Origin of the sequence: Trichocoleus sp. FACHB-46, assembly GCF_014695385.1 — a bacterium.
Lineage (GTDB): Bacteria > Cyanobacteriota > Cyanobacteriia > FACHB-46 > FACHB-46 > Trichocoleus.
In genome coordinates this window covers 86,242-113,235 of sequence record NZ_JACJOD010000033.1, presented here as the reverse complement: position 1 = coordinate 113,235, position 26,994 = coordinate 86,242, and the positions used below count along the sequence as shown (strand labels likewise).

The 26,994-nt window shown below is 46.7% G+C and carries 26 protein-coding genes; 17 read left to right on the top strand and 9 right to left on the bottom strand.

From position 1 onward, the window contains the following. Window positions 1-113 precede the first annotated feature (113 nt). Complete coding sequence (locus tag H6F72_RS21585; RefSeq protein WP_190440632.1) at window positions 114-1,463, bottom strand: phage portal protein; 1,350 nt, start codon at window positions 1,461-1,463, stop codon at window positions 114-116. Between the two features lie 604 nt (window positions 1,464-2,067). Between H6F72_RS21585 and H6F72_RS21580 the strand changes: the two genes are divergently transcribed. The 3 genes from H6F72_RS21580 to H6F72_RS21570 are packed head-to-tail and all read left to right on the top strand — an operon-like array spanning window position 2,068 to window position 3,395. After that, window positions 2,068-2,424: a DUF2945 domain-containing protein gene (locus H6F72_RS21580; protein WP_190440630.1), complete on the top strand. Its 357-nt coding sequence runs from the start codon at window positions 2,068-2,070 to the stop codon at window positions 2,422-2,424. A 39-nt stretch (window positions 2,425-2,463) separates the two neighbouring features. Continuing rightward, entirely contained in the window at window positions 2,464-2,784 is a 321-nt protein-coding gene (locus tag H6F72_RS21575; RefSeq protein WP_190440628.1) for a hypothetical protein, read from the top strand. Continuing rightward, window positions 2,784-3,395, top strand: coding sequence for a hypothetical protein (locus H6F72_RS21570; protein WP_190440626.1), 612 nt, complete (start codon window positions 2,784-2,786; stop codon window positions 3,393-3,395). The genes H6F72_RS21575 and H6F72_RS21570 overlap by 1 nt, the downstream gene beginning before the upstream one ends. 6 nt (window positions 3,396-3,401) lie before the next feature. Here the strand turns inward: H6F72_RS21570 and H6F72_RS21565 are convergent, their stop codons facing one another. Next, complete coding sequence (locus H6F72_RS21565) at window positions 3,402-3,767, bottom strand: hypothetical protein (protein WP_190440622.1); 366 nt, start codon at window positions 3,765-3,767, stop codon at window positions 3,402-3,404. A 157-nt stretch (window positions 3,768-3,924) separates the two neighbouring features. Between H6F72_RS21565 and H6F72_RS21560 the strand changes: the two genes are divergently transcribed. Next, complete coding sequence (locus H6F72_RS21560; protein ID WP_190440620.1) at window positions 3,925-4,293, top strand: hypothetical protein; 369 nt, start codon at window positions 3,925-3,927, stop codon at window positions 4,291-4,293. 81 nt (window positions 4,294-4,374) lie between these two features. Here the strand turns inward: H6F72_RS21560 and H6F72_RS30370 are convergent, their stop codons facing one another. Next, a complete protein-coding gene (locus H6F72_RS30370; protein WP_242017059.1) occupies window positions 4,375-4,650 on the bottom strand; it encodes a hypothetical protein in 276 nt (91 codons plus the stop codon). Between the two features lie 66 nt (window positions 4,651-4,716). Then, complete coding sequence (locus H6F72_RS21555) at window positions 4,717-5,706, bottom strand: transposase (RefSeq protein ID WP_242017058.1); 990 nt, start codon at window positions 5,704-5,706, stop codon at window positions 4,717-4,719. A 126-nt stretch (window positions 5,707-5,832) separates the two neighbouring features. Here H6F72_RS21555 and H6F72_RS21550 point away from each other — a divergent pair, with 126 nt between their 5' ends. Continuing rightward, window positions 5,833-6,093: a hypothetical protein gene (locus H6F72_RS21550; protein ID WP_190440617.1), complete on the top strand. Its 261-nt coding sequence runs from the start codon at window positions 5,833-5,835 to the stop codon at window positions 6,091-6,093. Window positions 6,094-6,109: 16 nt separating this feature from the next. Here H6F72_RS21550 and H6F72_RS21545 read toward each other — a convergent pair whose 3' ends face one another. Continuing rightward, window positions 6,110-7,570, bottom strand: coding sequence for a glycoside hydrolase family 19 protein (locus tag H6F72_RS21545; protein WP_190440614.1), 1,461 nt, complete (start codon window positions 7,568-7,570; stop codon window positions 6,110-6,112). Window positions 7,571-7,599: 29 nt separating this feature from the next. Further along, window positions 7,600-9,144 (bottom strand): D-Ala-D-Ala carboxypeptidase family metallohydrolase, encoded by a 1,545-nt coding sequence (locus H6F72_RS21540; protein ID WP_190440612.1) that lies wholly within the window; start codon window positions 9,142-9,144, stop codon window positions 7,600-7,602. 58 nt (window positions 9,145-9,202) lie between these two features. On the opposite strand from H6F72_RS21540, the gene H6F72_RS30840 reads away from it, so the two are divergent. Next, window positions 9,203-9,328 (top strand): hypothetical protein, encoded by a 126-nt coding sequence (locus tag H6F72_RS30840; protein WP_255527361.1) that lies wholly within the window; start codon window positions 9,203-9,205, stop codon window positions 9,326-9,328. 58 nt (window positions 9,329-9,386) lie between these two features. Here H6F72_RS30840 and H6F72_RS21535 read toward each other — a convergent pair whose 3' ends face one another. After that, window positions 9,387-10,718 (bottom strand): hypothetical protein, encoded by a 1,332-nt coding sequence (locus tag H6F72_RS21535; protein ID WP_190440611.1) that lies wholly within the window; start codon window positions 10,716-10,718, stop codon window positions 9,387-9,389. Between the two features lie 429 nt (window positions 10,719-11,147). Here H6F72_RS21535 and H6F72_RS21530 point away from each other — a divergent pair, with 429 nt between their 5' ends. Then, the gene (locus H6F72_RS21530) at window positions 11,148-12,116 is read left to right on the top strand and encodes a restriction endonuclease (RefSeq protein ID WP_190440608.1); all 969 of its coding nucleotides are present in this window, start codon (window positions 11,148-11,150) and stop codon (window positions 12,114-12,116) included. A 7-nt stretch (window positions 12,117-12,123) separates the two neighbouring features. On the opposite strand, the gene H6F72_RS21525 is transcribed toward H6F72_RS21530, so the two are convergent. Beyond that, on the bottom strand, window positions 12,124-12,396 hold the full coding sequence (locus H6F72_RS21525; RefSeq protein WP_199299228.1) for a GIY-YIG nuclease family protein: 273 nt from the start codon (window positions 12,394-12,396) through the stop codon (window positions 12,124-12,126). Between the two features lie 298 nt (window positions 12,397-12,694). Here H6F72_RS21525 and H6F72_RS21520 point away from each other — a divergent pair, with 298 nt between their 5' ends. The 4 genes from H6F72_RS21520 to H6F72_RS21505 all read left to right on the top strand — a co-directional run bounded on the left by H6F72_RS21520 (window position 12,695) and on the right by H6F72_RS21505 (window position 21,547). Further along, complete coding sequence (locus H6F72_RS21520; RefSeq protein ID WP_190440605.1) at window positions 12,695-17,284, top strand: ATP-binding protein; 4,590 nt, start codon at window positions 12,695-12,697, stop codon at window positions 17,282-17,284. Between the two features lie 51 nt (window positions 17,285-17,335). After that, on the top strand, window positions 17,336-17,536 hold the full coding sequence (locus H6F72_RS21515) for a hypothetical protein (RefSeq protein ID WP_190440602.1): 201 nt from the start codon (window positions 17,336-17,338) through the stop codon (window positions 17,534-17,536). Window positions 17,537-17,603: 67 nt separating this feature from the next. Next, window positions 17,604-17,795, top strand: coding sequence for a hypothetical protein (locus H6F72_RS21510; RefSeq protein ID WP_190440598.1), 192 nt, complete (start codon window positions 17,604-17,606; stop codon window positions 17,793-17,795). A 158-nt stretch (window positions 17,796-17,953) separates the two neighbouring features. Beyond that, the gene (locus tag H6F72_RS21505; protein ID WP_190440595.1) at window positions 17,954-21,547 is read left to right on the top strand and encodes a pentapeptide repeat-containing protein; all 3,594 of its coding nucleotides are present in this window, start codon (window positions 17,954-17,956) and stop codon (window positions 21,545-21,547) included. A gap of 317 nt (window positions 21,548-21,864) precedes the next feature. Here the strand turns inward: H6F72_RS21505 and H6F72_RS21500 are convergent, their stop codons facing one another. Further along, window positions 21,865-23,172, bottom strand: a complete 1,308-nt coding sequence (locus tag H6F72_RS21500; RefSeq protein WP_190440591.1) for an NF041680 family putative transposase — start codon at window positions 23,170-23,172, stop codon at window positions 21,865-21,867. A 112-nt stretch (window positions 23,173-23,284) separates the two neighbouring features. Between H6F72_RS21500 and H6F72_RS21495 the strand changes: the two genes are divergently transcribed. From H6F72_RS21495 to H6F72_RS21470, 6 genes are all read left to right on the top strand, one after another. Then, window positions 23,285-23,458, top strand: coding sequence for a hypothetical protein (locus H6F72_RS21495; RefSeq protein WP_190440588.1), 174 nt, complete (start codon window positions 23,285-23,287; stop codon window positions 23,456-23,458). Window positions 23,459-23,617: 159 nt separating this feature from the next. Further along, complete coding sequence (locus H6F72_RS21490) at window positions 23,618-23,920, top strand: type II toxin-antitoxin system HigB family toxin (protein WP_190440585.1); 303 nt, start codon at window positions 23,618-23,620, stop codon at window positions 23,918-23,920. Then, window positions 23,901-24,308: a type II toxin-antitoxin system HigA family antitoxin gene (locus tag H6F72_RS21485; protein ID WP_190440583.1), complete on the top strand. Its 408-nt coding sequence runs from the start codon at window positions 23,901-23,903 to the stop codon at window positions 24,306-24,308. Before H6F72_RS21490 ends, H6F72_RS21485 begins: the two co-directional genes overlap by 20 nt. Window positions 24,309-24,450: 142 nt before the next feature. After that, entirely contained in the window at window positions 24,451-25,236 is a 786-nt protein-coding gene (locus H6F72_RS21480; RefSeq protein WP_190440580.1) for a hypothetical protein, read from the top strand. A 240-nt stretch (window positions 25,237-25,476) separates the two neighbouring features. Then, window positions 25,477-26,499, top strand: coding sequence for a PspA/IM30 family protein (locus tag H6F72_RS31200; protein WP_348252448.1), 1,023 nt, complete (start codon window positions 25,477-25,479; stop codon window positions 26,497-26,499). Between the two features lie 62 nt (window positions 26,500-26,561). Next, entirely contained in the window at window positions 26,562-26,801 is a 240-nt protein-coding gene (locus H6F72_RS21470; RefSeq protein ID WP_190440576.1) for a hypothetical protein, read from the top strand. Window positions 26,802-26,994 lie beyond the last annotated feature (193 nt).

Sequence of the window (26,994 nt, the reverse complement as noted above, 5' to 3'; positions counted from 1 at the left end):
CGTGCAATCCGACTAAAACCTCATAGCTCTCACTCGCCCTCATTAACCCTAGAATTGGCAGGAATGATTTTTTAGACGAGGTCAGAGAAGCGATCGCAATCGCTAAATTACTGCTAACCGAACAAGGATAACTGTGATGTATTTGCTTTTCTATTGCGCTTTATCTTGCTGGCAGGTGCAGGTTTAACGTCCGTAACTAGCTTCACCTCAGAACCGTCTTTTGTATCTTCTTCCGTTTCTAGGGGAGTTCCATCACTAAAGACATCACCGTTGAGTACTGGATCATGACCTGTCCGGATACGGCTCTCATTGCGGGTGATGATCTTCCGCTCAAACAGATTACCTGCTACCTCGGCTTCTTCCTTCTCAGTTCGTGGTTCAGTATCAGCAAGAGCTAGGTGGAAGCCAGGTGCAAAGAAGTCAATCACTTCTATATCTAAATGCTCCTCAATGGTGGTTGCCATCGGTAAAATGGCATCACCAAAGGTGAAGTCTGCGGCAATACCCGCAGTAGCCCTATTGTCCGGTTCGGTGATGTTATAGTCGCGCGTCGTCAAATCGAAAGATAGCGCAATCATCCGTAGCAAGTATTCCGTGAATTTGGGATAAAGCTCTTCATCGTTCTTGGCTCCTAGTTCCGTCTTCTTTACAACACCACCAATGATGGGCACCTTGCCTTTTTGCTCAACGTCAGTTTCCCAATACTGGCGGAAAGACTCTACATCTTCTGGTGAAACATCATCACCCTCAATGCTAATCATGTAGCTTCGCACCGCCCGACTAGTTGTGTTCGACTGGTAGTCTCCGACCCCTAACCAAGCTTCAATCAAACGATAGGCAACTTCTAAGGGACTGGGAGGCACATATTCGTAACTGTTGGTCTCACTTTGAATGATGAACAAGTCCTTGCTCATCAGCGGCACACAGTCTTTGCCGGAACGACTGGAGGAACAATCATAGAACCGCGGCATAATTCCTTCAATCTCTGGCCGCCAATCACTATTTGCCTTAATGCCAGCTCCGTTGGCAATCCACAACCAGAATGGTTGAGTACCTTCTCTGCCTGGTTGCCGTTCCACCGCCGCAAATCCTAGTACCAACATCTCAGTGATGATGGCTCTAACCAGCTTTGAGTAAGTATTATGCTCAGCTCGATTTGGCTTGAGCAGAGCCTTCTTGAGCTCTTCAGCATAGTGCAGCGCATCGTCATCTTTTGCCAGTTCCTTGGGAGGTTGAATCACCCAAGGCATTGCCAGTACCCCGTTGGCAATGCGTCGAATCGCTTTGCGTACAGGAACTGTGCGACTGAAAGCACGCAACTTGTCGAGGGGAACTCGCTCTAGGTTGGAGAGCGATCGCTGCAAATGCCCGTGAACTTCAATGCGAGTATAAGAAGTCTTCAGCCCGCCGCCGGGACGGGCCGAGAAGGAACGAGTTTGCCGAGATGGGTGGACAAGAGCCAAGGTTTTTACTTTAAGTTAAAAAAATAGAGACCAAGGCCGTGCGACGGTGCCTTGGTCTCTGGGTTAGAGGTGACCCTTCCAATATTTGCTTGAAATCATTGTGGCATACGAGCGGGAAAATTCTTACTAGGACTGCGATCTCCCGTCATTCTCTACCTCTTCCGAAGTCAGCCACGCTTCCTTAGTAGTAAATACTTCCTCTATACTCCTGCCGTAAAGGCTGTTGTGTGGAAGACCTACAGGGCGATAGACAATTTCACCGTCAAATTGAAAGACGTCGTATAGTCCCTCTTCTAAGACGCTCTCAGGTTTAAGCTTTTCCAGCACAACTACAACCCCATCACCCCAGTTCTTGATCAATCTACGTCCGATCAACATACTTTCTAACGCCTCCATCTTTGTAGAAAATCGCGATCGCCTTGCTCAAAAATAAGCCCTCTCCTTGAGATGCTAAATCCATGAGGAGAGAGCTTAAGCAATTTTGGGTGTGATGCTAGCCAAACAAGCGGGTGGGAATCGAACCCAGCAGATACCTTCTGCCCCGCTCGAAGATTGATTATCTTATAGTAATAAAATTATTGAATAATTACAGCAACTGGCACTTATGGCTCTCAAGGTTGGTTCCTACGTGAGCTGGAAAGCTTCAGGCGGGGTGGCACGCGGTCGAATCAAGCAAATCGTGACCAATGATGAAGTTCCCAACATTGCTATCAAAATCACAGGGACCAACGCTAATCCAGCTGCTCAGGTTGAGATTTACAAGCAGAGTGGTGACGGCTGGGAGCCTAGCAACCTTTTAGTTGCGCATAGGCTATCAACCTTAACCGAAATCGAACCACTTAAAGCTCCGAGCAAGTCTTCTAGCAAAAAGGCTTCGATGTCCGCTGCTGCGACCCAGGTACAAATCTTGCAGGTGCAATTGGAAGCGTTGCGATCGCGGCTGCTTCTAGAAAGGTCATAGTTTGCTTTTTCAAATTCAGTTTTTGGATTGAGAAACATCATGCCTTTTACTGATTTTTTGGCAATGCTTTGTGCCCCCGACGATTGGACCAGCTTCCAGGCATGGAAACATGCATTCCTGCGAGACAATCCCGATTTCAAGTTTCAGCTCCAAAACCGCTCAGTCTCCATCCAAGAAGCACCTGAGTATTGGCTGCTCAATCACTTTAAGAGCGATCGCAGCTTGAATGACTACTGGCAAACCCCACTAGGACAACTTAACCGCTGGATCGTATTGTTCTGGGTACAAGTGAAGCGTCCAGAGCTCCGGATTTTGCTGTGGCAGGTGTCATGGAAGTGGCGAATGCGAGGTGGTCGCTGATGCAATTAATAATTGACGAACCGTACAGACACATCAAAACAGGTGGTAGTTATTGGGTGTTGGCGATCGCTAGCCCTGTCGAAACACTCCCAGACCTCCCCTCGTATTCTGTGATGCACTCCGAAACCGAGGAGATTTTCCAGGTGTATGGAGTAGGGGAGAACGCAGTTTTTGTTGGTGCCCCTGATTCACCCAAACGGGTTATCTATCAAGCGATCGGAGGGAAGTCCTCAAAAGCTGCTGCTGGCCGTTGGGGTAGGCCCTATGAGATGTTCTGCGATGGCAGGTTCGAGAAAATTGAGCTTGGTAATTACCCACCTCTTCGAGAAGGTCAACCGACCAATACTTTTGAGAGATCGGCTAAGTGGCAATGTACGTTCTCAATCGAGCGCGATAATCTTGCTCAAGGTTACTACCTTAGTTGCAACAACAGAGTTATCCAGGTGTTTCTTGACCAGGCTTATCAAAACGACTCAAAACAAAGCTTAGAAGCATGCCAAATTGAGTTTCACTACATCACTCAATCAGCTCAATCTAGTATTTTGAGCGGCTATCTAGCGCCTAGTATGCGTGAGGAAGAATCAGCCCCTCTTTTTGGATTTTCTTCTTAACCCTCTCTATTCTTCAATTTCAAAGGACACATAGTTGAGTGGGTCTCTCAGGGCAGTCGCTACGGCTGGAGGGACTCCAAACCGACCAATTGAGTCATCGACACGACTCATTACTGTTTGCGCTTCTGGTCTAGGTGTGCGACTAACTGGTTCTGGAACTTTAGGGGTGTAGAGCGGTAATGTTCCACCGCCGGTGGCAATGAGGGTGCGATCGCGGTAAAGAGTCTCACCCGTTGCATATTCATCTTCCTTACCAAAGCGCCAAGTTACCAACGTGTACTCTTCAACTTGGGCATAACCTGTTATTCGGTAAATTAAACCAGGCTTGAGACGTTCAGGATTGGGCATTTGGAAGAAAAAGGGATCTAGCACAGTAGTTCTACCGAAACGTTAAGAAGATAACGATAATAAGTCTGTACTAGTTCAGTGATGATCCTGAATTCTAGATCTGAAGTAGAGTCTAGAGTCATGTCATATTTCTCAACTGAGTACGTTACACACTCAAACTCTCTCAAGCTTAGGTAAATCCATGAAAACTCTACGTGACTACACGCTTAATGTCAGCCTAGGTGCTCCAGTAGCGATCGCAGCAATTGAAAGTAGACTGACTAATGGTTGGTATAGAAATAAAGAAAAGGAAAAATACGGTGATGAATTCATAAGCCACTATAGACCTGGAATTTTATCAATGTATTGTTTCTCATGCACTGAATTTGGCCCACGACAAGCCGCTACCCTCTGGCTTTATGAAACTGGTGGAGGCAAATTGTTCATGTCCGATATTTTTGCAGAAATGGATACAAAGCTATCGAGCGACGAATGTAACTGTATTGCAGAGGAGTTTTACCAACATTGCATTGTACCCGCAGCAGAAATTGTCAGCATGAGTGTTGACTGAAGTTTAGACTAACGGCAGGCAGAAGTAGCCCAATTCCTTGTAAGAGTTGAGCGAGGTAGAAAAGACCGAAGAACTCAGAGATTAAGCGGACTCTTTAGCTCCCACTTTGGGTTTCTTGAAGTGTTTTCTCACCGTTGGATAGCGAATCCGACGAGACCGGGGTTGTCCGGGTATCCACCCCGGCGACTTTCCTCGGGGTTTAGGAGGCGGAGCCGGGGAACCAATCACTGCTAAAACTGCGGCAAAGGCATTGGCTGTTCGACCCGGAGAGAGATTGGCAGAGGACCTTTGCCAAGGGAGTGGGGAGTCTTGGACCTCGCTTCGGGCTAACCAAAGCTGCCAGGTTAAAAGGGGCATTAAGTCGCTCCACCGCTCGGAGGATTCAGGGGTGGCTAACTGGGGCAATGTCCAGTGCAAGCGCTGCTATAGCCCTAACGGGCATTCAAGAAATGCAAAGCGATACCAATGATCAATGGCAAATCGACGCAAGTATTGTTTCCAGAGAGTTTCCAGGGGAGGGCGTTCCAACCCAACCCAAAGGAGCCATAAAGGTTTGAGGGAGGTCGTAGAAGAGTCAGGGAGCCGTTCCACTCGAATTAGAGACAACACCTGACTGGCAGCCTGCCTCAGATGGAGCGAATGCCACATCTGTAAGCGCAGGGTTCCCCACTTCACGTCCTCGACTGACATCTCCTCATCCGGGTGCCACCAAGTGGTCGCATCGTTGAGTTTGAACGGGTTGCCATGCCTTCGAGGTCGTCCTTTGCCAGAGTAGGCAGGAGGAGGACCGTAGAGGACGCGATTGGAGCGCAATCGAATCAGCTTGTCACAGGTGATGTCAGCTGTTTTCTGGAGGAAGGGAGCACACCCATATTCTGCATCCCATAAGGACAACGGACGAGTCGTCAATTTCTGACACACGTGACGCAATTGAGTCGCAGCCTTCTCCATCGGAGTTTCAGCACTGGTAATTCGTTCATGCCGGAGGGGTAAGGCCCAACTTCCTTGCTCTTCGGGAATCCAGGCAATCGTGCTATAGCCTTGTCCTAGCGTGATGGGCTTGGCTCCACTCATTGGATGGGCTTGGTGTTCATAGGTGCGCTCTCGCAGGGTCGCTGCCTGTAAGCGTGACCAGGCCGTATGGTCTCCTGCTAAAACCATTCGCTTTTCTGGGGCGATCTGCTCGATATAGAGTTCCAGGAGTTCCAGGCGAGGGGGTTCGCTATCTTGTAGTGCCTCATACAAACTCGGCCACTGCCGGCGAAAAACTGGCAACAAGGAAAGCTCTGCGAACGAGTAAATGCTCCGACTTACCAACACAGCATCCATCAGGTCGAATAAAGCATCTCGCCCATTTCTGAACAAGGCATAAGCTTCGTGCCGAAACGCTCGAAGCTTGTCAAAATTACTCATAGTCAAGATTTGATATGTCCTTGACTATTAAGCGGCAGATCGTCCGGTCTGTCCCCTTTTCTTCACCGATTAGTCTAAACCCCAGGTGTTGAGGTAAACGAAAAATCTATTAACATCAGAGACACATTGACGTCAACAACTTTTACTTTATTACTTACTTTCTCTTTAGCTGCCAACAAGTCAGCAGCAGCCTCACATCCCTTGGATCGACAGCGTTGGCATAGATTTGTTACTGCTGCACATAAAGAAAACGCTGACCTCGACTCTTTGATATTACAAAACTGGCTTATCAAAGATGAGAATTGGCCTGAAGGTTTAGCTCTAAAGTTATCTAATGAGTACGAATTAAGTAGAGATTTATTAGCATTCTACGATCAGCAGCAATGAGCACTTTTGGCTTCTCTTAATTGACAACTCGGTAAATTGCTTGGGTTGAACCACCATAATAAGAGTCCACTTCACTACGAGCATCTTCCCAAGCAAAAGCGGCTCTAGAGGAGGAGTTTGAAAGTACCCTAGTACATCCCTGTGTTGTGCAGATGCCAACGTGAGCCATATCGTAAGAGATCCAAATATCACCGGGGACCGCCTGAGAGGGGTCTACTTTTTTGCCACGTCCGCCGTCAAGTGCTTCTACCATTGAGGGCACATAGTCGGTATTGCTACCAATTGGCTTCAGACCCGCAGGCGCGATCGCGTACTTATTCACACACCATGCACAGGCCACATTCCCGCCCCCCGGCCCCGCTGCTGAACTTCTACCCTTATTTGATAGTGCCGCCTGGTAAATCTTCTGGGGAATCTCCCCTGCTGGAACATTGCTTATGATGTTTGACTGAGCAGGATTCAGCCCAGCCTGAGAGTCATGCAGAAATGCTTGTACGGGTGGAGCGTTGGGGTCAGGCTTGAAGGCGTGCAGTTCTGCAATCAGCCCCCGTTCGTCCAGAGGATAGAAAACGATTTCATCCGTTGTGAAAGTGCCATCTAAATCAGTTCCAAAACCTTTCACCTCAAACGTTTTCTGGGCATCTAGCTCCAATACTTCTGGCACACTCGCAAGGTTGAGAGTGGCATCAAACTTGTGAGAGCGATCGCGCTCCCTTAGATGCAGACCCAAAGCATAGGACAAGGCATCAGCTTGGGTGGTCGGGTTATGCACTCCCGTTAAGGTGCGACTGCTAGCAATACCCGGATCAGCACAGCCCAAGCCATAACTGCCATCTAGCGGAATCGATCCAATTGCCTTAGGGTCAATGCCTGACTTAAAGACTTGCAGGCCGCGTTCAACTGCTCCTAGGAATTTATCCAGGTGGCGGTAGCCTCCATTCACATGGAGGCGCACTCCCCGCCAATCTCCTTTTTCAGCCGGAATTGAGGGATTGTTACCAGTGTTGCCTTTCCAGAACCAGGTGAGAATCTTAGCAGCGAGATCTGGCTTGAGTGCGAGGTCTGGCTTGCCAACTAAATCAATCCCAAACTTTTTACTGGCTGCTTGGTAATTTGTTAAATGCGTCAGTTGAATAAATCCGCGTCCATAATAAGGAGCGTAGCCTAGCCCAGCACCTCTGCCGTACTCAGGGATCGGGGCAAAGGGAGTGGTTTCCACGTGGATCGTGGCAATAATCGCCACGAGCTGATTCTTGCTAATCAGCCCATCCGTTGCCATCGCCTTAAGGATTAGGGGCAGATAGTTCCTGACGTTGCTGATGTCTGCATCAGGGCAAACTTTCATCACCTCAGCAACTGTTGGAGAAGGGTCTGGAGGCTTAGGTGCAGTGACTTGACCGGGTTGAGTTTGAGGCTGAATAGCTCCCTTGGGCTGAGCTGGATTGTTGACTGGTGATGGAGTTTGAGCACTATTCATAATGGCGATCGCCTCTTACTGTTGGATCATCAATAGTTCCAACGTCTTCCGGGAGGGCCTAAATCGAGATGCATGAAGCCGCGATCGCCATGCTTCATCGCAACTCCGCCCTGCCAAGTGGGTTCTATTTGGCGAAATAAAGCTCTTTCAGAGCCGTTGATGTCATACCAGAAATCAACGGCATCTCCGTAGAGATGACGGCTGTTCGGCCTGCCTTGGGCATCTGCATTGGAAACCGGATCTCGATACCAACTGGTGATATTCCATTTGTTGCCCTTGCCGACCGATTTCTCGATGAGGGGCGTAATGGCTTGAGCGATCGCCGCAATTCGCCCCATAATTTCTTTTGTTGGTACACGGGCACCATTCTTGGTTGCGTCTGCCCAAGTGTAAGGACAACCTGGAAAGATGGGACTATCTAGCTTAATCTGCCCCCAGTCAGGCACCGCAATGATCCCGGTGGGATGCTCTGGTGCTGCCCCCTGCGTCACAACCGTAGCGCCAACAGTTTGCTTACCATTCACATCCCACCCTTTAACAGTGAGTGAGCCCAGACCACTCTGCAATTGCAAGCCAGTGCGCTTAAAAATAATGGGCTTGCCAATGAAGGCAGAGCGATTGCTGTTGTAATCCAACACCACACTGGAAGGATCTCCGGCACCGGGAGCAACTTGACGGACAGTATTGCCTCTCGTCACCACCGTATCTCCCTGCAAAGTTGCCTGCTGAGCCGCAGCCTGCATCTCTGTTTGCTGCACTCGCACTGAGCCAGCAGCACCTGTAGCGGATGGCGTACTCTTGGCAAACTTTAAGCCTAGATGTTTAGAGGCGAACTGCTCAGCCGCTGTAGTTGTTTTCTGGCCCGCCGTTGCAGCCTTACTCACCTGAGCCTGGAGAGCTTTAGGGTCTTTGGTGTTAAGGACATTGCTCTGGTTCTGGGATGGATCTAACTTAGGAACGGTGTCACCTTGAGCCGTTTGCTGAGTCGTTTGTGTTGCTGACTGATTTGGGTTAGCTGTCCCAGAATTTGTAGTAGTACTCGCCGCTTTAACATCGGGCGTTTTCTTCTCTCCAGGTTTCTCCACGGGTTGCTCAGCCGCAAATTGCACCGACGATCCCGTTTGTTGTTGCATCTGAAATGAAGGATCAACTGCTAGGATTTCGGTGCCATCAGGTGGACGACGGCCAATGCTATAGAGCTTGCCGACAAACACATTTTTGCGATCGCCATCCACAAATCCCAGCTCCACTTCCACATCTTGCTGCTTGGCGATTTCAGGACGTAACTTGTCATCCAGGTCGTTAATCACCACTTTGAGCTGAGAGTGCTGATAGGTTGAAAGGCGGATATAAGGCTGTCCCAGAAAGTCACCTTTCAAATTCAAAAACTCAAGCTTGCCAATCTTGACGCGAAACCAAACCTTATAGCGATCGCCATCCTCTTTTTGAGGAGGACTGTGCTTATCTTTGCCTCCCTCAGGAGACTTGGCTTGAGCAGGTTGAGCCTTTGACTGAGCTTTTGGATCAACCTTGAGAGACGGCAATACCTGGATGGGAGTGGTTGGGCTGGGCATATTTAAGACAAAAAAAACCAGAGCGATTAGCCCTGGTTTCCCCTTCGGAACGACCTACATGATATTCTCTGTGTTCTTGCTCTCCGCCTACGGCTTGGCAGGTGAAGCGGGCGGCTGCGGCTCTGGTGTCGTCTTGACGAAACTACCCCAAAGCTTATGCCCTACTATACCAGCACTGAGCTGAGAATTGTGAGCGATGAACTGCTCTTTGGATTGGTATGGAGCCCCGTTTTTGAGAGTTTTTACCTGGGCATCCGTTTGCAGTCCAAACCGCTTCCTGATCTCTTCATCCGATGGCTTTTCGTCACCCAAAACTTGTTGACTCGTAGAAGAACTTCAGGCTCATTTTTAATATTGGCTTCAGGTGCTCCTACTCGCCTCAGGTTGAGTCCACAAGCGCCGAATTGAGTTAGCCGTTCCGAGGCAGTGGGGTACTTGGTGCGATCGAACAGGGGACTCTGCTCATCCAGGGATTGGGTTTGAATTGCCTGCAAGAGCAAGTCATAGTCTGGCTTCGTCAGGTCTAGTTGCTGTTGCAAAGTGGGCTGTTGATTGGACCCAGGCAGGATACCTGTGAGCAGCCCCTCAGCAAACTTGCGAGCTAAGGTAGTACGGCCTACTCCGTCTTGATTCACTGCCATTTCTACCGCGAGGTCTCCTGCTAGCTTCGTCTGCAACTTTGGGTCTTGCAATAGAGAGGGGGAAAACATCCCGGCGATCGCGGCTTGTACAAAAGTAGGTGCATTCAGCTTGGCAATCTCTGCGGGGTCGCTCAGCTTGTTTTGTTCGATTAGCTTCTCCAGATCTGCGCTGCCTTCTGAACCGACACAGGGAGCAAAGAGGGTTTTGACGACATTCTGCAATCCCTTTTTTTGCCGCTCCGCTTCAGTGGCACGAGCCCGTTCATCGCCCAAGGGAGTGCTAGTTAAGGGGCCGCCAAGCGCATAGGAGCTGCTCTTGCCACCGCCTACTAGCAGTTTGATGTCTACATCTGCCCGCCGCAAGCCTTTGCGTTTGGGGTGAGGCTCTGAATACTTATCCTGGATCGAGGTACAAACACATTCAGTGGCCTGGATGCTGCCCTGGGTAAACAATAAAAGTGGGGGTCTGCTCTCACCCTCGGTAATCTCCTTGAGGTGCTTTAAATTTTCCACTAGATGTGAGACATCCTCAACCACACTGCAATAAGTCAAGGTGAGTGAGATATCACGGGGACTCAGACGCTTGAAGTTAATGCCAACCCTAATGCCATCTCCATCTTGACTTTCCCACTCTGCCGTCTCCGAGTGCATCACCTCGTTAATTGCCAATCCTAGATCCAGGGATTTACCTTTATAGGCACCGTTGAGAATGATGATTTGAACCGGAGTATAGTCCGGCTGCCCCCTGGTATCGCGATGCTGCTCTTTCAGGGGTGAGGGCTTTTGATTAATCTGAGGGATTTTGGAGCCTAGTGTTGGTTTGGCCGCAGGTTTAGCGGTGCTAGCGGGTGTTGCTGGGGCGGTAGAAGGCTGAGCCGTTGAGGCGGGCTGTGGAGGAGTGGGCTCAGTCGGCTTGATGGGGTCTCGCGCCATCGTATCTCCTAGTTCTCTACGGGTGGCATGGGAATGCAGAGCTAATGCTGATGATATCCTCTTTCCCTGAGTCCCTCAGATATCTTTTGGTTCTGGGACAATAGGATTTACAGTCGGAGTGTTGGGAGGGCGATCGCTTGGTGGCACACAACCTGCAAACTTTGAGATTTAAAGAATTTTCGATTTTAAGTTAGGTGCTCGGTAAGGTGTGATGCAATGAGAGCGATCACCGCTTAATCCTGCCTCAGCTAGCTGTCTTATTTTTTCGAGTTAACGTGGTAGCTCAGAAACTAAGGACAAAGCCCCCTTAAGGGAGATTTAAGTAATATTAAGAGTTTTGCTACTCATTTAACTCAGAACAGTAAGCAAGAACTTTTCACTTTATAAGTACTTAGATGGTAATAGTGACCAAGGCAGGAATTGCAGGCTATGGATGATCAATTAAAGACGAGTCTTCTTAGCCGAATAGAGCAGCTTCAAGATGCCTGGGAAGTCAAGTGGAAAGAAGCAGAACAAAGAATCTTTGACATCGTAGAGCCACTATTGTCTGATGGTGGCTATCAGGTGAGTTATAAGCAGCGCAAGGTTGGAGACAGCGGCTTCGATATATCTGCAATTCGTGAAGAAACTGATGACCTGTTACCCTACACCCTTGCTGTTGAGTACAAGCACTACAAAAAACCTGTTGGACTCGACGTTGTCAATGCTGCCATTGGTGCTGCAATCACCCAACGTATCAATCGGGTGATACTAATTACTTCTAGTCGTTTCACAAAAGATGCTCTTGAACTGGCAACTCGCGATCTTCCACTGGATCTAGAACTATTCGGTTTCGAAGAACTCAAAGCTTGGGTAGATCGTATCGATGTTGATGACCAAAATGACACTCGTGAAATTCAACAGATCCTAAGCTTTGTCAGCCGTCGATTCGCCGAACTTGTTGCAAAAAATCCACGTTGTCTTGATGAACTCGAATGGCGCGATCTTGAAAGATTGTTGTCTGAGGTATTTGATGCAATCGGGTTTTCTGTAGAACTCACACCAGGCTCAAAAGATGGTGGTAAAGACTTGATTCTGCAATGTGAGGTTGATGGGAATCACTGCACATACATCGTTGAAGTAAAGCACTGGCGTTCAGGTTCACGTGTAGGAAAAGATGCGACGAGAGACTTTCTAAATGTAATTGTGCACGAGGGGCATAACGGTGGGCTCTATCTATCAACGTATGGCTATACCAATACTGCATTTGAATCGCTTTCAGAAATAGAGCGGCGAACACTGCGATTTGGCGATGAGGAAAAAATAGTTAGCCTGTGTAAAACATATTACAAGCTGCGCTCTGGAATTTGGTCGCCTCCCAGTAAGCTCACTGATGTATTGTTTGATGGCACGGAATAAGCAAAACCTAGGTCAAGCCTTGCCATTCAGAAATTTCTGCTTCTTCTAGGCTGTCTTGATTCCATGTTTGCCAAGCAATTCTTACGGGATAATCTTTGTTAATCTCACCTAGCTGGTAAATGCGGTGATGATTCTTCCACCGGGTTAGAAGATTGACTGCCTGGCCTACAAACAAAATTCGGTGATTGGAATCGATCACGAAATAGATGGCCGTGCACCCAGGAAGTTTCCTCAGTTCGGATAGTTGAGCTGATGGCAGTTCTAAGGGCTCAACCAACACGGTTTTGCCAAAAAGCTTGAGCCGCCTACTCAAGGGTTAGATTTATTTAATCTAGGATGCCTAATATCAGCTTAAAGCAGCAGGCAGCGAGCGCAATACATCCTCAAGTAGAACGGGTACAATTTCATAATGAGTTGCAGATTAGCTTGGTCAAAAAACTATTGCCCTAAAAAGTACTGCTTGACAGCATATGAAGTTATTTCATATTTTTCTGAAGAATAAATGTTTATGGCTCTTTAACTAATTAATAGCTAAGATTAATTTTCCGAAGTTTTAATGAAGTCAAACTACTAGATGTATGAGTCTTGCAGGAAAACGTTCTAGCCAGGGTGACGAATATCAACTAAGAATTGCTCTGCATTGGCTCATTCGCCTTTTAGAAGATAATTCTATTCAGAGCATTCAAGTCAACTCAACAGGAATACCGGGGATGGATTTTCCGGTTACTGTTGATGACATAGTTATTTTATTCGAAGAAGAGCGAGTATGCTTTATTCAAGCAAAAAAGAATCAGACTGATCACGAAAGCTGGTCCCTTTCAGACCAAGCTCTATATAAAGAGTTGCAAAAAGCTTGTACACAATTGGAGTCCAGCCAGAATTCAGAAGTTAAGTTTTATTCTCGGTCTCCATTTGGAGAATTTAAATCTTTAGTAGAAGTCTGTAAAAACTTCCCTAACTACTCATCTTTTCTGCAAAGTGCACCAAAAAAGCAATTCGAAGCCTTAAAGCGCTTATCGAAAATCTTTGAGCGTTCGGAGGAAGTAGCTTTTAATTTAGTTCAAAGAATAGGCTTTGGTCCAACTAATGATTTTGAAGACTGGGATCAGCAAAACCAGACGGCTCTGGATCGACTTGTGCCACGATCTGAGCTTGCCATGCGTTTATTAGAACGTTATCTAGTAAGCCACGAAACTAATCTCAGGGATTCGAGGCACTTAATCACCCGTCAAGATATATTAGCTGAGTTGGGTAGACACGGCTTGAGCCCAACGCCCAAGCTAGGTGAAGCAGAAATTCGTAAAACTTTTGAGTTAGCTTCAACAATTGGTCGATATTGGCCGCGTACAATTGACAACAAATCCATTGCTCGGGCTGAGTTATCTCAAGTTATTGAATTAATTGAACGAGGAAGTCGAGCAATCTTACTAGCTGATCGCCCTGGTAGCGGTAAAACCTGTCTGTTGCTAGATCTAGCAGATTACATTGAACAACCGTCTTGTTCCTGGAGCTTGTTGTTTATCAAGGGTGATCAGTTTACTGAGGTGGATAATGAGCAGGAGCTTAATGCAAGAGGTTTGCCAGCTGATATTGTAGGCCAGTGTGCTCGCTTAGCAAGCTTTCGCCGAGTTGTTGTCATCATTGATTCGCTTGATGTTTTGTCTCTAAATCGACAGCATAGTGCTCTTAAGGTTTTTTTGGGGCTAATTGATCGCTTAGAAAAAGTTGATGGACTAACAGTAGTTGCTGGTTGCCGCAGCTTCGATTTGCAATATGATCCTTTGCTTAGAGGACGTTCATGGCAACACACAATTCATTTGCGGCCGCTTGATTTCAACAATGTGGTAAAAGCATTTCTGATTGATTGGGGGATTGATCCTGTTAGTGTTAGCCCTGAGCTTCAACAGTTATTGGAATTACCTCAAAACTTAAGAATGTATGAAAAATTAGCAAAGCTTGGCAGAGCATTATATCCCTCGTCAATTTATGAACTCTATGACAGCTTTCTTGAGGAGGTAGTAGTCCAAAATTCTAATCTAGGTGATGGTGTTATGACTGCATTGCAGGATATGGCAGGACACCTTGTGGAGCATAGAAGCCAATCCTGTCGGAAGGAAGTTTTTCGGTGTGGTGAGGATGTAATTAGGCAGCTAATCAGTCAAGAAGTTCTGTGGAATCCTATTCCTGGTGCTCTGTCTTTTAGTCATCAAACTTTAACAGATTGTCTCATTGTTCGAGCAACCTCAGTGCAGAGGAAAACTCTAGCACAATTCATTCTTGGATATACTCAACTTCCCTTTATTCGACCAATAGTTCGAGCATTCTTCTTCTTCCTACGTACTTATGAAGCAGGTATTTTTAGGCAGCAAGTATGGGAAGTGCTATCACACAAAGAAATTGCATATCACATTAAACGTTTAGTTTGTCAGTCTCTTACTGAAATTGAACCAGGGGCAGAAGATTGGCGACTATTACGCCGAATCTTTCGAAACTATCCCGATCTGTTCCGCCGGCTGCTTTCAAGTGTTTGTGGAAATGCTTGGTTCCAAATTCTTCAACAATACTGGTTGCCAGAAGTCAAAGCCTTGCAGGAACGAGAAGGCTGGTTGCGGCAGTTTTGCTGGCAGCTAGGTGTTTGGGCAAATCGATACCCAACTGAGGTAATTAAGCTATGGCAGGAAGCAATCCTATCTCAATGGGTAGACAACCAATACATTGTTGAAATCATTTGTCACGGCTTAGACAGATTTGATGCTTGGAGTGTCCAGGGTGTCCGAGCACTACTAGAAAGCTTAATTCAACACTCCAACAGCGATCGCGGCTCTTTGCTCGGCCAGTCCCTGAGTCAATGGGTGGAAGCTACGAACTCTGGAGATGATTTGCTATGGAGATATATTACTAAAGATATTTCCTCTGAATATGAAGAACACTTAGACCTGCGTAATAAATTGCGTTGCACGCCTCACATCTTTTGTAAGGAAAATTTCTTGGCAGAGCGCTTGGTCGTATCCGATGAGCTTCTAACGTTGGCTCTAGTTAGCTTAGAGGATTGGAGTACTAACCGCTCTATGAAATGCAATGAGGATAGTCTGCAAAATAAATTTTTGTGTGATACATCATGGATATATAAGCACAGCAGGCAAGATATCCACTTTGGAGACAATCTCAAGGTTCTGTTCAGTGCTTTAGAGAAGGCATTAAAGCAGAGAGCTCAGCAGAATGATGCTTGGTGGAAGGCAAACGAGCCAAACTTACGCGACAGTCAAGAAACCAGCATTCGTTACCTCTTGATTCAAGCTTATAAGGAAAATTCTGAAGAAAATATATCTGGGATAGAGGCTCAACTGCAAGATAAAGCGCTCCTTAACGAGAGCGATCTTAGTTACGAATTAGGGGAGTTAATGCAGATGGCTTACCCCTCCATCTCTGAGCCGGTACAGACAATTAACCAAGAGATAATTTCAGAATCATGCACTGAAACTATTGCCATATATTCTTCTCAATTTCCAACGGAGAGAGTTGACGTGGTAGCTTGGGCTTCTCGCAAGGCATATAATCTTTTCTCCTGGATTCCGTCAATATTTCGAACATCGACAACCCAAGCTTTTATCGACACTTGGGAAAATCATTTGGGCTATAGCCATCCTTCACCAACAATTAAAAGCTCTGGCGGCTTAGTGATGCCGCCATTCTCTTCTCAAGACTTGCTTAGGCTTTCGGATCAAGCTCTTTTGCGTTTATTGCACTACTATGAGCAATACCCAAGTCGAGAGCCGTTTGATCGAGACTTAGTGGGTGGGTTTAGTGAAATAAGAGGTGTTGTAAGTGAAGCCTGTTCACTTGAACCTATGCGCTTTTTAGGCTTATTTCCTTGGTTTATAGAGAAAAATCTGTGTCAGCAGTACATACATGCTCTTATTGAAGGTATTTCATTTCATCTGCGCTACCGATTCAGCAAGCTTAGGCCGAGTAAGCCGTGGGAACCTATAGAGCCATTACCCGAAGGAAGTATGCTTGCATCTGCTTTGCTTTGCTTACTAGAGCGGTATTCCATTATTTGGGAAGATCTTAAAGTAGTTAGTTCAGCCCTAGAAGCCTGCTGTGTCGTTCTAGAAGATTCGATCTCAGCTGAGCGCCTAACATTATTGCTCTTTTGGCTTCGCGCTAAGCTTCCTAGCGATAGGCAGACCAGTAATAATAGTCGAAATCTTCACTCCACGGCTATCAACTCACCTTGTGGTATTGCAGCTGAGAGTGCAATGATTCTTTGTAACAAGCTTTTAGAGCAAGAACAGGAACTACCTGAGTTACTACCATCTCTTCTACACCATTTTGCTCGCGATCCAGCAATCCATGCGCGTGTTCCTGTTCTCGAACGACTTCCTTTTCTTATGTATAAATATCCCAGTCTTGGATGGAGATTGTTAGCCGATGTCTTCCAAGAGCCACAACCTCGTCTGTGGGAGGAGGCAGAACTTTGTCTCTACTACCAATATCGAGAACATTTCAATCTAGTTGAACCATATTTGGAGCGTCTTTTACATGAAGGTATTGAAGAGGCTGGCAATACATGGGGTCGTCTTTCAGCATTAGTTAGCTTGGCAGGATACATTAGCCAAGAACAGCTCTTTAGTATTTTGAGAACAACTAATACTGAAGCTTGGAAGGGAGTTGCCCAGGTTTTCAAAGCTAATTTGGATGAGCGGGGGCATACAACATCCTGTCACTCCGGACTAATTAATATTTTACAACAAGATAATATATCGGACTTGGTTCTACAGGAGATTGAAGAATGCTTTGGCAAGGAGAGTAGTAGGGAAGTTATTCAGCACGAGTTAGCGCTTGCATTCCTGAATGCGTTACCAGTCCTTATAGAGAGACGCAATATTCATGGTTTTCTTGAATGGTTAAGCTATAAAGCCTACCGAAACCCGTTGTCTGCACTAGAATACCTGGAGATATTACTTAAAAAACTACAGGAAGCAAATAATTCTCATAAGATTTGGAATACAAAAGCTCTGATTACTGCGTTGAACGAAATTCTACGCGAAGCTGATGAAGCTAGCGATCCAGAGCTAATTCATCGAGTTATTAATTTGCAAGATGAGTTTTTAAGATTGGACATATCTGGGATAGAAGATTTTTTTATCAATGCTGAACAGCCTTAAATCTGCTACCCCATTCAGAGATGTTACTTCAGTCCAACCTAGGCCAAGAAGATGTCTGAATTCTGGAAAACTGGCAGCGATCGCGCTACTGACACAAATCTCAGGCCAAGATTTGAGATCCAGAAAACTTCTGATTTTGGGCTGAGTGCTTGGTTGGGTAGGGCGATCGCTCCGGTGAAGGGAAGAGAGGCCGAGGGGCGGTCGCGCCACCAAGTCTTTGCCTCCTTAGCCGTGCGATCGCCTTATCTCTAAAATGCCCTCCTGTTCCCACGAAAATTTCTTGAAGTACGTTGTTGCTTGCTGGTTAGGGTGTTTTTTCGTGAGTAAGGAAGTTGCTGGAATCGTGGGTGGAGCGGGCGATCGCGGCGTTGACCCAGCTTATAAACGCAACGCGAGAATCATTTTTCTCACATTGTTTCAGGGTTCTCCTGGAACTTATAACAGCGTCTCTGACGCGCCACCCCTTATGGCTCGCTTACCCGGCTGCTGGATTTCAAGAATGACAATCTAGACTACGACATGAACGCAGACGAGGGAGACGGCACGTGTATTGCAGAAATTATGATGCAGTTTAATGCAAATTTGAGTTGATTGTTGCGATCGCTGTTTGGCAACAAACTGAGAAAGCAGTTACCCTATCACCATTAACTTTTCAAGGATTAATAGGGGATGGCAAGACAGCTCTGGAAGGGTATCTGGAAATTCCTTAATACAGATATTCAATTGTTCTCAACCGAAACTGTAGCTAGTGGCGCTGAAACTGGCAAAGCAGTTTTAGATCTGGCAAAAGCGTTAGATGAACACAAGGCTCTTCCAGAGCTGGTTCCTTTGGTTGGAAACATATCTTCACTTTTAGATGTATTAAACTTGCCTTTAGTACAGGTGGCAGGCGCTACACTACCGTTTGTTTCACTTGCAACTGGAACTTTAAAGCTTTATTTGGAGCACGCGCAACAAGAGCCTTCTTTAGAAGAATGCGTAATGCTAGTGAGTCAAGCAGCTTACTTAGAAAGCTTTCAAGTGTTTCTCAATTCACCAGACAATCAAACTAGACGGGAGCAGCTGTTAGAAGCCCCTGCATCTAAAGCATTTACCAAGGAACTTAACAAGTTAGGTGAAAAGTTAGAGATCAATGGTCAGGAATTTGAATTTGATACTAGGGAAGCAGAAAAAACGTTAATTTGCTTTCATGAATCCAAGCTAGCTGAAGTTTTTAATCCCATCCTGAGCGATCGCCTACAAGAAGCAGGCCTTGATGGGGCTGAAGCTCACATTGCTACAGAGCGAATATCCTGTAGCACTCATCGCTATATGAAGCGAGCTTTTGCTGGCCTTAGAGATTCAGTGAAGCAACTTGCAGCTTTATATGGCTCTGAATGGACGCAGGAGTTAAAAACCTACGACAGCATTGATAGGTACTTAGAAGCTGTGATATCTCAAAAACCATTACAACAGGTTTTTGATGAAAGTTTCACCTTTAAAGATGTCTATGTACCTCTAAAAGTGAGGCCTATAAAGCCAGATGGCCGAACAGACAACCATACTGAGTCGTTGAATATTGAGAGCTGGGCTGAATCTCTGCTTCAAGACCCAAAAAAGCAAGGACAAGTGCTATTTATCGAAGGTGGGCCAGGACGCGGTAAAAGCGTGTTTTGTCGTATGTTTGCAGACCTGGTTCGGAGAAAACTGTATCCAATCTGGATTCCGATCCTAATTCGATTGCGAGACGTTAGAACCTTTGAGCTAAATTTTGAAAAGACGTTACAAGCTGCTGTAGGTTGGGACTTTGCAACTAGTGATAATGGTTGGTTGACCAACCCAAACACACGATTCCTATTCCTACTTGATGGTTTTGATGAGTTATTGCTAGAGAGAGGAATCAGCGATGAGCTAAAAGCATTCTTGCATCAAGTCGGATCATTCCAGTCACGTTGTAAAGAGAATAGCAGTGAGCGAGGACACCGAATCTTAATCACAGGTAGACCTTTTGCTTTGCACGGCATTGAGCGTTTAATGCCACCTAATTTAGAACGGGTAGAGATCATCCCAATGGATCGAGAGCTCCAGGGAAGGTGGTTTGCTAAGTGGGCGCAATTAGCAGGTACGGATACAGCCTTGACATTTCAGCAATTTCTAAAGGCTCCATCGTGTCCAAGTCAAGTACAGCAGTTAGCTCAGGAACCTCTACTGCTCTATTTACTCGCAGCTATGCATCGCGATAATCGCTTGAACCTAGAAATGTTTGAAGGAGCAAGCAGCGCTGGAGCAAAAATTCAAATTTACGAAGAAGCTCTAAATTGGGTGCTAACCAAACAACGAACTGACCAAGGCCATAATCTCAATTTAGAACTTACAAAGTTAGACATAGAAGACCTACGTAGTGTTCTGGCAGAAGCAGGACTTTGTGTGGTTCAAACCAGGCGTGAGTTAGCTCCAATATCTATGATTGAGGAGCGGCTGAAGCAAAAGGGAGATGAAGGTGCTACAGCACTACTTAAGGCAGCCCGTGATCAGCCAGAGGGTGGCTTAAAGAATGCATTAGCTACTTTTTACCTCAACTCTGTGCCTGGAGCAGAAAACTCAGTTGAGTTTCTTCATAAAAGCTTTGGTGAATTTTTATGTGCAGAGCGCTTGCTGGAAAGCTTAGAAGCCTGGACAGATAAAGGTCCACGAGGAAAGGGCTACAACATCACCCAGGAGATTATGAATGGGCAGATTTATGACCTTTTGGGTTACGGAAACCTAACAGAAGAGATCGTGGAATACTTGATGGCTTTGCTGGATAGGAGGCAAATTGACTTCATCATTCTATTTGAACGACTACATGACTTTTACCTGCTTTGGTGTAGTGGAGACTTTATCGATGATTCCAAGTACACCTTGCCTCAAGATAAATCCAGTAAGTTGCAGAAGTATGGCATCAACTTAGGACAAAGACAAGTAGACATTTTTACAGGGCTAAACATACTGATTTTGCTACTAAAGCTCAATAGTTTTGCTCAGCTTAGAGAAGATTTAAAGGGAAAAATTATTTTTTATCCCTGTGGTCAGGCTGGCACTGAAGATTTCGATCAACCTCGGCTATTGCACATTATCAGCTATAGCAACTGTCTGAATCCATCTGCTTTCAGTCAAACAGTAGGACCGTTTTTAGCTGATGCACAGCTTAGTAATGTAACTCTCATGAGTGTAATACTTGGGGGTGCTAACCTTAGCCGCGCCAACCTTAGTGGTGCATATCTAGCTAATGCAGATCTCAGTGGTGCGGACCTTAGCTCTGCAAATCTCACTAATGCTTACCTCAGAGGCGCATCTCTCGACGAGGCCTACCTCGCTGATGCAAATCTCAGCCACGCAGATCTTAGCCGAGTAGACTTATCTAATGCCTCCTTAGATAATGCTAAGTGTGTAGGGGTCGATCTTTCTAATGCAAAACTGACGGCTTTGGAAGCAATTGATGCAAACTTCAGAAATGCCAACCTGAGTGGAGCAGACTTAACTGACGCTACATTCGTAGGAAGTGACTTGAGTGAAGCTGATTGTGCTGGTAGTACTCTAGTTGGTATTTGTCTGCACGGTGCAAACCTAAGTAATGCGAATTTTAGAGATAGCAATTTGTGCTATGCCAGCTTTGATGCTCTTAGCCCACGCGATATAGATCTTAGTAATGCAGACTTTAGGAGTGCAAATTTCCGAGGGGCCATCTTTGATAACGTTTCATTTCGAGAAATTCTTTGGGATAAGTACACAAAATGGGCCCATGCAAGAGGATTGCACAGAGTTACTGATGTACCCGATGCCCTAGGGCAACAGCGAGAGTTTTCCTCAGCGGCCACCCTAAGTAGGGGACTCAGTTCAGCAACGATGGGTCAAATAGAAAAAGCGATCGCGCTTTACGAGGAAGCACAGCAGCTCGATCCTCAGTTAGAAATTGCTGCTGAGTTTTGGCATACTCTTTGTTGGTTCGGCAGTCTCTCTAATCATCCAGAGAAGGTCATTTTTGCGGGTGAGGCTGCTGTGACACTTGTTCCTGAAGACGGAGAGTATAGAGATAGCCTTGGATTAGCTAGGGCTCGGAGTGGGGACATTCAGGGTGCCATTGAAAGTTTGCAGGCGGCTGTAGATCTTGGACTTTCGAGCGAATCTCTACAAGTACAGCGTCAACATTGGATTAGAACCTTAAGGGCAGGTGGAAATCCTTTCACTCCTGAAGAGCTTGAGCTTCTGCACGATCAATATGACGGTCTACAGTTCAGGGAGTAGAGGTGTTGTTGTAGGATGCAGGCGGCACTCAAGAGAAATTATTAAGCCTGCTATAAGTTCATCACTTGTATGAGTAAGGCGATCGCTCTGGTGACACAAAACTGACGAGCTTTAATATTCCGAAAATCTTGGATTTGAGTTAGATGCTCAATGGAGCGATCGCACCACCAAGTTTTTGCCCTCTCAGCAGTGCGATCGCTTTACCTCTAAGGTGCCCTTCTGTCCCTAAGAACTGAAGTTTAGACTAACGGCAAACGAAAGTAGCTCAACTCCTTGCAGAAGTTGAGCGATGTCGGAAAAATCAAACAAGTTAGAGTTTAAGCAGACTTTTCAGCCCCTGCTTTGGGTTTGCGGAAGTGTTTTCTCACCGTTGGATAGCGAATGCGACGAGACCGGGGTTGCCCCGGTGTCCAACCGGGTGACTTTCCGCGAGGTTTGGGAGCAGGTGCAGGAGAACCAATCACTGCTAAAACGGCTGCAAAAGCATTAGCGGTTCGACCGGGAGAGAGAGTGGACGAAGACTTTTGCCAAGGCAGTGGAGAGTCTTGCACTTCGCTTCGAGCTAGCCAAAGTTGCCAGGTTAACAAGGGCATGAGGTCGCTCCAGCGCTGAGAAGCTTCGGGGGTTGCTAGCTGAGGCAAGGTCCAATGTAAACGCTGTTTTGCAAAGCGATACCAGTGGTCAATGGCAAATCGGCGCAAATATTGTTTCCAAAGACTTCCAATGGAGGGGTGTTCCAGCCCAACCCAGAGGAGCCACAACGGTTTAAGGGAAGTTGTAGAAGCCCCAGCGAGCCGTTCGACTCGAATGAGAGACAGCACCTGAGTTGCTGCTTGTCTGAGATGAAGTGAGCACCACATTTGTAAGCGCAATGCTCCCCAGTTTCCGTCCTCAACTTCCATTTCCTCATCAGCTTGCCACCAGGTAGTTGGATCGTTGAGCTTGAATGGTTCACCATGCTTGCGGGGTCGTCCTTTGCCAGAGTAGGTGGGAGGAGGGCCATAAAGGACACGATTGGAGCGCCAGCGGATCAACTTGTCACAAGCAATGTCCGCCGTCTTCTGGAGGAACGGGACGCATCCATACTCCGCATCCCATAGTGATAAGGGCCGAGTCGTTACTTGCTGACAGACCTGACGCAATTGAGCCGCAGCCTTTTCAATCGCAGTCTCAGCACTGGTGATGCGTTCATGCAGTAACGGTAAGGCCCAACTCCCTTGCGCTTCTGGAATCCAGGCAATCGTGCTATAGCCCTGTCCTAGGGTGATCGGCTTGGCTCCACTCATGGGGTTGGCTTGATGTTCATAGGTTCGCTCTCGTAAGGTCCGAGCTTGTAAGCGTGACCAAGCCGTATGGTCTCCTGCTAAAACCAGTTGGTTACTCTGATTAAGCTTCTCCAGGTAGAGTTCCATCAGTTTCAGCCGAGGTGGTTCACTATCTTGCAGCGACTCATACAAACTCGGCCACTGTCTGCGAAAGACGGGGGATAAGGAGAGCTCAGCAAACGAGTAAACGCTACGACTAACGAGAACAGCATCCATGAGGTCAAAGAGTGCATCGCGACCATTGCCTATTAACGCGTAGGCTTTGTGCCGAAATGCCTGAAGCTTGTCAAACTTACTCATAGTCAGGATTTGATATGTCCTTGACTATTAAGCGGTCAGATCATTTGGTCTGGCCGCTTTTCTTCACCGATTAGTCTAAAGTCCAGTAAGAAGATCCCTTGAAGTACCGTCGTTGCTGCTGATTGGGGTGGTTTTTGTGAGCGAGCTGCTGGGATTTTTGGTAGAGCGGGCGATCGGACTTTTGAATTGGTTTGAATTGGGCTTTAACCCTGTACAGGCGGAGTTCGGGGCAAAAGGGGCCAATTCAAAAATTGAGCAGGCGAGCTCTCAGCAATTAATGCCTTGAGCGTTTTCCCATTTTTAGGAAAAGATGAAAGCGCTTCTATGTAGGCTGTCTAAAACTTCGCAATCTGCTAAGATATCTTTGAGATGTGCAGTGTGGTACCGGCAAATCCAATGAATATTTCCCTAAGCCAACGTCTAAAGAAATACCCTCCTCCTTGGCATGCATATCATCACTCTTTCGAGGTTCAAGCAGTTCTACAAAGAGCATCCCAATGCTGAGCCAAGCTTACGAGCTTGGTACAAAATTGCCTCTAAAACACAATGGGGTAACTTTGTTGAGCTGCGTCAAACCTTTGCTTCCGCTGATCAAGTTGGCAGTTTGACCGTCTTCAACATTGGTGGAAACAACTATCGACTGATTACTTACATTGATTACGAAACTAAGAAAATTTTTATCCGGCACGTCCTAACTCATGCCGATTATGACAAGGGGCATTGGAAAGATGACCCGTGGTTCACGTAACCCTGCTTCCTACATGGAACTATTACAATCATTTCCTCCTCGACCGATTAAGTCTGAAGAGGAAATGTTAGCTGCCCAATTGGTGATTGACTCACTCATCGATTGTGGAGAGCTAACACCTGACGAACAAGACTATCTCAATGTCTTGGGCACGCTGGTTTATGAATACGAGCAAACCCAAGAACCAATTCCTGATATCTATGGAGTCGAACTGCTCAAGGTATTGATAGAAGAGCAAGACCTTCGCCAGAAGGACTTAGTCCCTATCTTCAAGACAGAATCTATTGTGTCTGCCGTCCTTAGCGGCCAGCGGAATTTGACGGTCCGCCACATTCAAGAACTGGCAGAATTCTTTCATGTTTCCCCTGCTGCCTTCTTTCCACATTAGAAAGCAGTCGTGAGCTAGCACTCATCTGAGGAGCGATCGCTCTTGATACTCTCTGTCCAAAGACAGCTATAATCGTGGCCCTGAACATGGAAAGTCTTTGAGGGTAACAAAATCTCGAGTTTTGAATTTCAAGGAAATGGAAATGGAAATGGAAGACATATATCAATCCTTTCGGGATGATGTAAAAAGTTCAATATTATTAGCTCATAGTCTGATAGCTATGGGATCTTATGGACAAGAAGGGATCTTGAAGCAAATAGAGCAGTATCCAGAAGCAGGGTATCAATTCGTTGTGCCCGTTCAAGGAACCACTGAAGTAGGCGCTGCCATTGTTAGCCATGCCAGCAATAAAGACATTTTGAGCACTTACTTAAGCAATCCAGGTGCTGTTCAAGAGTTAGTACATGCGCGTTTAGTTCAGCGGTGGTACGACTTTCTTAGCCAAATTTTTGAGCACTTATTTAAGTCTCACTTTCTAGGAACAAAACCTTGCCCATCCACAAGATCAATCAAGTTTGAGGTAGACTTAGATTTTTCTACAGACACGAGCGCAAACTTGATAGATAATCTTCAAGAACGTGCTGTAGAAGGGTTTCGCTTTTTTCAGTCCGAAAAGCAACTTGAAACAGTTGAAAAGATGCTTGGCACAAAAGTTGCTCCTGATTTCAAAAAAGATATCAAGAAACACATTGTTGTTCGAAATATTTTTCAACATGCTAATGGCATAGTACGACCTTCAGACCTTGCACTTTTGGGGTTGACGGGCAAAGGAATTTCCTTGATTGATGAATCAGCTAGAAGCAAAGAGTTTCAAGCCAAATCTCAGCTAAGAATCACCTTCTACGAGCTAGTTAAAGTAGGTAACGATTTTTGTGGAGCAGCCAAGCTTTTAACTACTTCCCCTAGAAGCAACACTAGCCCCTCCTAGGTCTTATCGTCTTATCAATCCTCCAACCTGAATATTTTGAAGAGTGAAGGCGACAACCTTTAATTAACAGTAAGGAGCAAGAGGCGATCGCTTCTTCGCGCTGTACAGGGCTTCAAATTAAAAAGAGCTTCTTGGAGATTAGATAAATTTGCGCCATCTCCACTAACCATTCAAAGTGGTTGCGCTTAAGCTTGGAGCGTTGGATGCTGCTAGCAAAAACGTGATCAGGAGTAGAGCGCTGTGGGATTATTCGATCGCATTAGCCGTGTAGTTCGAGCCGAGCTGAACTCTAGTAAAGGTGCTTACGGGCAAAACTATCTGAATGAAGGAAGGGCTTTAGTTGCTGGTGGAGCAGTTGCAGGTGCTTCGATTGGCAAGGCTGGAATCTTAGCAGGCGGGACAGGTTATAGCCTGGGTGCGGTTCCACTTGCTGCCCTTGGTGCGTTGTCAGGTGCCGCTCTTTACGAAGCCTTGCGATCGCTTCTGGAAAACGATGCTTCCTCTACAGGTGCTGCGGCGATCGGAGCAGTAGCAGGTGCAGCCACTTCAGCGACGATCGGAGGAGTTGGTGTAGCGGTTGGTGGCAGTGCGATTGGAGTTGGGATGGCTTCAATGGCAGCAGGTGGAGCCGTCGTCGGGCTGGGGCTAGTGGGCTTAAATCGCTTACTTCAGCAAGGCATCGATCCAGAGAAGCTTTTAGATAACGCCATCGAGCAGATGGAAGCAGACTCGCAGAAGGCGCGTCAAGCCGTCATCCAGGTAGTCGCTAGCCAAAAGCGACTTCAGCAGCAGTACGGACAGGCGCAGGCGGAAGCCAATCAAGAACCAGCTTCAATAAAAAATCTCAAGCGAAATCTAATCCTTTTAGATGGCAAAATCGCTGAAGCAAAAATGATGAGAACCAGCCTGAAGGCACGGATTGCGATCGCTAAGGTCAATGGGCAACTACCAAGCACAGCAAGTCAGATGAGTGCCGGAATGCCAATGGGTTCCTTTACGCGCAGAGAAGAGGAAGTGCTACAAATGGAGGCGCGATCGCAAGCAGCAGCAGAACTTGCTGGAGCCGATCTGGAAGACCTGCTTGACAGACTGGAGTCAGGCAGCGATGTTGATGATGAGTTGGCGGCAATGAAAGAGGCGTTATTGCAACCATCCCAGCCTCGGTTTCTTCCCGCTTCTCCCAGTTCTACGAACAACCCCCCTCGGGATGCAGCGGTAGATGAGGAACTGGAGGAGCTGAAACGACAGCTTGATTCCCTCTAACTTGCGACAGGTAATTGGGATCGTTAGCTAGCTCAATTGTAGACCTGACATCTGCCTGAGCCGTGCGACCGCTCAGCCGCAGCCAAGAAACCCCAAGACTCCCACTCATCTTCGTTGGTCAGTTGTTCCAATGTATGGTGTGTGGCGATCGCGCTACTGACACAAATCCCAGGCCAAGATTTGAGATTCAGAAAACTTCTGATTTTGGGCTGAGTGCTTGGTTGGGTAGGGCGGTTGGTTTTGGTGGTAGAGGTGGAGGGGCAAGAGGGGGCGATCGCGCCACCAAGTCTTTGCCTCCTTAGCCGTACGATCGCCTTACTCCTAAGGTGCCCTTATGGCCCCATGAAGATCCCTTGAATTGCCGATCTTAGTGCTGGGTGGGGTGGTTTTCGTGAGTGAGTTAGGTGCTGGGATGCTTAGTAGAGCGGGCGGTCGGATTTTTGAATTGGTTTGAATTGGGCTTTTTAGGCTTTGATCCCGTGTAAGTGGGGTTTG